3 protein-coding genes and 1 pseudogene are annotated in these 4,424 nt (G+C 56.5%); 2 read left to right on the top strand and 2 right to left on the bottom strand.

Annotation, left to right across the window (positions count from 1 at the left end; genetic code table 11):
• Positions 1-384, top strand: a 384-nt coding sequence (locus Q2941_RS50895; protein ID WP_458197431.1) for a hypothetical protein, incomplete at its 5' end; no start/stop codon positions are given.
• A gap of 524 nt (positions 385-908) precedes the next feature.
• On the opposite strand, the gene Q2941_RS50890 is transcribed toward Q2941_RS50895, so the two are convergent.
• Together Q2941_RS50890 and Q2941_RS50885 are read right to left on the bottom strand one after the other, a co-directional pair.
• A complete protein-coding gene (locus tag Q2941_RS50890; protein WP_458197430.1) occupies positions 909-1,232 on the bottom strand; it encodes a DUF1476 domain-containing protein in 324 nt (107 codons plus the stop codon).
• 698 nt (positions 1,233-1,930) lie between these two features.
• The gene (locus tag Q2941_RS50885) at positions 1,931-2,395 is read right to left on the bottom strand and encodes a GreA/GreB family elongation factor (protein ID WP_458197429.1); all 465 of its coding nucleotides are present in this window, start codon (positions 2,393-2,395) and stop codon (positions 1,931-1,933) included.
• A 1,575-nt stretch (positions 2,396-3,970) separates the two neighbouring features.
• On the opposite strand from Q2941_RS50885, the pseudogene Q2941_RS50880 reads away from it, so the two are divergent.
• Positions 3,971-4,345: pseudogene (locus Q2941_RS50880) on the top strand (cytochrome ubiquinol oxidase subunit I); the annotation flags it as partial.
• Positions 4,346-4,424: the final 79 nt, after the last annotated feature.

Below are 4,424 nucleotides of genomic sequence, written 5' to 3'. Positions count from 1 at the left end.
GAACAGCCCGATCATCGCGCCAGCTTAGGCGATTCCAACGCGGTATCACACTCGGATGAGGTTTTTGGTACACACAGGCGATTGCTGGCGATGCTTGACCAAGTATCTGGACAACACCGGACTCTCTCGCAAAAGGAGGCGGTTGCGATGCGCCTGATAGAACTACTTCCATCGCCCGAAAGAGACCCTGCCTCGATCCGAGTTTCGGAGACACATGGGCGGATGCTGTTTTGCCTCGTACTTTGGTGGAGTTTTCTGCTCGCCACCACCGTGTTCTCAAACTACAAGAGCAAGGTGGAAAATGTCTCCGCCCCTCACTCAAGTGCAACAGTTCTTTCAAGGGACGAGAGCACAAACAACGGCGCAAGGAACGCCGTGGACTAGCGCTTGCGACACTCCGCAGGTGCCTCTTTCGAGACAAGATTGGACCTGCAGACGGATCATTGGATGGCGACCGTAAAGCGAATTGAGAGAAACGCGATAGGAATCCGCGGAAGAGGTCTCGATACGGGCAACCCTCGGGATTAGGATTGAAATAGGTTGGTTAAGCATTGCGCCCTCAGCCTCAATTCCAACGACGCTCTAGCCAAGGACAGCAAGCCCGTTGACCATGAGCGAGTGAGAAACGGTCCCGACTAGTGCCGCGAGCGAGTGCCTGCGGCACGACGCGGGAAGTTTAAACGCCTTCATTGGGCAGCGCATGCCGCTCCGCATTCCTGGCATGGTGATCGACATGGCACTGGGGAATTGTTCGTCCCAGGAGGATTATTCCACTGTGTGGGACCGGATACCCTTCAATGCCCCCTTGGACCAGTGCGGACTAAAGCGCGGTTCAGCGTCGTATGGGCCCTAGATGAATCTGCTAGAACATTCTCAACTCGCCTAGCTTACATCGCACTCTTTGAAGCTTACACTCCGGCCTTGATCTCGTCTATCGAGCGAAACATGAACTCCTCCAGCACGCTTCTTACGCTACCCTCCTCGCAGGGGACGTCCGCAGCCTTGAGATCGTTGACGACTTTCCGAATGACATCCTCATCTCCTGGCTCGTCGAGATCAGAGATGACCACCGTCCTTGCGTAGGCCTCGGCATCTGCGCCCGTTTTGCCCAGCTGTTGAGCGGCCCACAGCCCAAAAAGCTTGTTACGGCGCGCAATCGCCTTAAATCGCAACGCCTGCTCATGAGCAAACTTGCCCTCGAACGCTTCCCCGCGCTTGGTGAACTCAGTCATTCCTATTTACCTCCATGATTTTGGCTGGACTTCTTCCACTCTCAGCTTACGCTCCGCGGTCCTTGAGCCGATCTCCGTGTTTGATCGATTTAAGTCCGCGATCAGTCGCGCGCCTCGCTCACTTTCAGAACTGCGCCCCGCCTGCGCTGGCCGGCTTGGGTTTGACGGGCTATTAAGCGGCTAAACTAAACTCACGTGGCGATCGATCAGGGGAATGCCGTCTACGGAGTCAGGCGTTTTTGCACCCGAGCGGGGGGATGCCGGCGCTGACGAACCAGAATTGCGTGAGCTTTGGTGTAGATACCCCGAGTTCGACAGGCGACGGAGCACTGAACCCGGGGCTAATTGCCTGCGATCAGATTGCCTGCGCGATACGGGTCAAAGCGATGGATCGGAACAATTATCATCATACCAAATTAGATAGTGCGTTTGCCGCGGCATTCAAATGATCCGAGAGCGCATTTTGCCGCACCACGATCGCCTCACGCCAACCTATACACGCAGACCGCCAACGCTTGCGCTTATCTTGAGCGCCGCCGCCGGTCGGCGTGCTGCCGCTCCTTGGTCGATCGGCGAGGTCGGCTATGTCAGGACGACTCGACACTTGTGGACTGCACCGCGGTACTACGGGAGAAACAGAGGCCGCAGCTATGGCTAGTCCTTCCATCGAATTTACTGCTTTCAGCTCGCACGGCCATCTATCCCGGATCGTCATCGAAAGAGTTTTTGTCACCCAACACTTGAGGACGGAGCAACGGAGCGAGCGGATCAGTACTCGACTCGGATCGATTAACACTCTCGATTCCGATGACGTCCATGTCTCCCGCGACGAAGTACGGCATTCGGTCTCCGGACCGAAGGCCGACCAGCGCCGCGCCCAAGCCCGACAGAACGGAGACTTGACTTGGATCGGATGTAAAGTCTTCAGGCCAGACCAATTGCACCGTCTTTCGGCGAATGCCCCGATTGGTCCAGTACGTGACCCAAGATCCTATCGTTACGAGTGATTTGACCTGGCGAGCGTCATCCTTGACGACATTCGCGCGGTTGATCTCGGCGAGCAGAAAGACCGCATCCTTCTCGCCTCGCTGCGCAGCTACGCGCGCGAGCTTCTTAAGGCGCGGATGGTCGGACACGGTTAGGGTGATGAGAGGTAGAGGCATCACCACACTCCTTCTGTCGAGGTAAAGCGAGGCACGCTTCCGAATGAAGCTATTAAGCAGTCTAACTTGATGAAGAAGAGAATCCGGACGGCATATGTATTCTGCCGTCCGGCTAGATGCCTGAGTGCAAGCGTCCGCCGTGCAGAAAAAGCCGCGCAACACGAGTATCAATTTCAAGTGCGTAGATCATAGCAAGCCAAACATAGGCCTTGCCGACATTTCAACCATTGCGTCGAAAGCGCGCACCAACTGATTCGCGATCCACTGCCGCCGCTGATGCAATCGCATTCCAGTGGCGGCATGGCGAGCGCGGCCTTCGATCTCCTCGCTAAGGTCGAATGGGTCCGCATCATAAATAGCGCGCTACGAACGGCTGGTGCTGAGGACGTTGCTCGTTTGGTCGATCCGATTCTGCTGGGCTTTGCCATGGCCTAAGCATTTCCGGATTCGTCGGGCGCAAGATCAGCTCGTCGGCTTCGACAGTTTGGACGCGATGCTGCTCCCTCTCGCGTTCGGTATGAGGGCTGGCAGCACGCTCTGCTCGGGAAATGATAATCTCCAGTGGTCCGCCCTTCTCGCGCGAAGAGACCATCGTGCGCGTCTAAGATCATTTGGACCAAGAACGTTTCGTCCATGGCGCGCGGGCGCTCGCTCGCAACATAGCTGCCAATGCTGGCTTGATCCGGGCCAGCAACAAACATTTCCTCTTCGCCAGCGCTACGAAAGCATGATCGCTGATCAAACCTGTCGCCAGCGCAACCGGGATTCGTATGAGCCAAGGCATCCGACATCGATCGGCGCGATAACGCGTTCATATCTCCGCTGGGCCGTTATTCGCTGGGGCGTTCCAAACGGCTCGAGCCGTAGCTTCTATCTACTTGGCGGCGTCGAAATGTCGTGCTGTGAGAAGGGCATTGACGGTCAGCAGGATTTAATGGCCTCGCCGTTCCTTGTAGCTCGTACCCGGTTTTGGCGTGGTTTGTTTAGGTAGGCTGCGCGTGATTTTCGGTGGATCACTCGCTGGAAAAGTCTGCTCCAACTGTCGGTCCAACTCTTCGTCGAGCTCCCGCTTTTCGCGCTGCTCACGCGTCTCTCTTTCCTTCGGCATTACCCAATCTCCTCTCTTGGTGCTGCAAGCGGTGATCGGCCGCTCGCTCTGGAACGAATAGCGCCGTTGACCCGCGCCGTGACAATGACGGCATCGTACCCCCTTCGAACAGGATGAGTGGTGACACTCAGTGGTCGCTAGACCTGGATGGGCCCCAGCCTGCTCATACGCCGACCGGTTCCCCGGGCCGGGCTGCGGAACACTCAATTGGGCGGAGCTGGTCGAATGCATTCCGGCAGTCAGCCAGCGGTATCGCGCTTTGCTAGAGCCCGGCGCCTGGATCGCTTTTCCCAGTCAAAGCGGAAATGTGCTCCCTTTACCTATATCGCCGCGCTCCCGCCGGTCGCTCCGGCCTTCACGATCTCACAGCGAACGTGCTTTGCTTTGAGGTTCGATGAAGGCTCATCTGGGTGAGCAATGCGGGTTATGCTACATTCAAATCGCCCAGGCTATGAATGGAGATCGCAATGTTCGAGGGCTTCGACGCGCTCCTGCTGGCCCGCATCCAGTTCGCTTTCACCGTTTCGTTTCACTTTATCTTCCCGGCATTCACCATTGGGCTGGCGAGCTACCTCGCTGTTCTCGAGGGGCTGTGGCTATGGACCACGCGCGCGATTTTTCTCGACCTGTTTCACTACTGGATCAAGATATTCGCACTTTCCTTCGCGATGGGAGTGGTCTCCGGTATTGTGCTCACATACCAATTCGGAACCAATTGGTCGGTCTTCTCCGATCGTGCAGGCTCAATCATCGGACCACTGTTGGCCTACGAGGTATTGACGGCCTTCTTCCTGGAGGCGGGCTTTCTTGGAATCATGTTGTTCGGCATGACCCGCGTCGGCAACTTTCAATTACCCACAAGTGCTTGATTCATTTGCGGGAGGCTCGATCGAAGAATCTTGAATCGGATGAATCGCTTGT

The organism is Bradyrhizobium sp. UFLA05-153, from assembly GCF_054185185.1.
Note: the sequence above shows the minus strand (reverse complement) of the source record. Positions and strands in the feature narration are given on the sequence as shown.

What these genes read in the sequence shown, in the direction of transcription:
- Q2941_RS50890 (WP_458197430.1), bottom strand. Translation starts at nt 1,232, where the DNA reads ATGACTGAGTTCACCAAGCGCGGGGAAGCGTTCGAGGGCAAGTTTGCT.
- Q2941_RS50885 (WP_458197429.1), bottom strand. Translation starts at nt 2,395, where the DNA reads ATGCCTCTACCTCTCATCACCCTAACCGTGTCCGACCATCCGCGCCTT.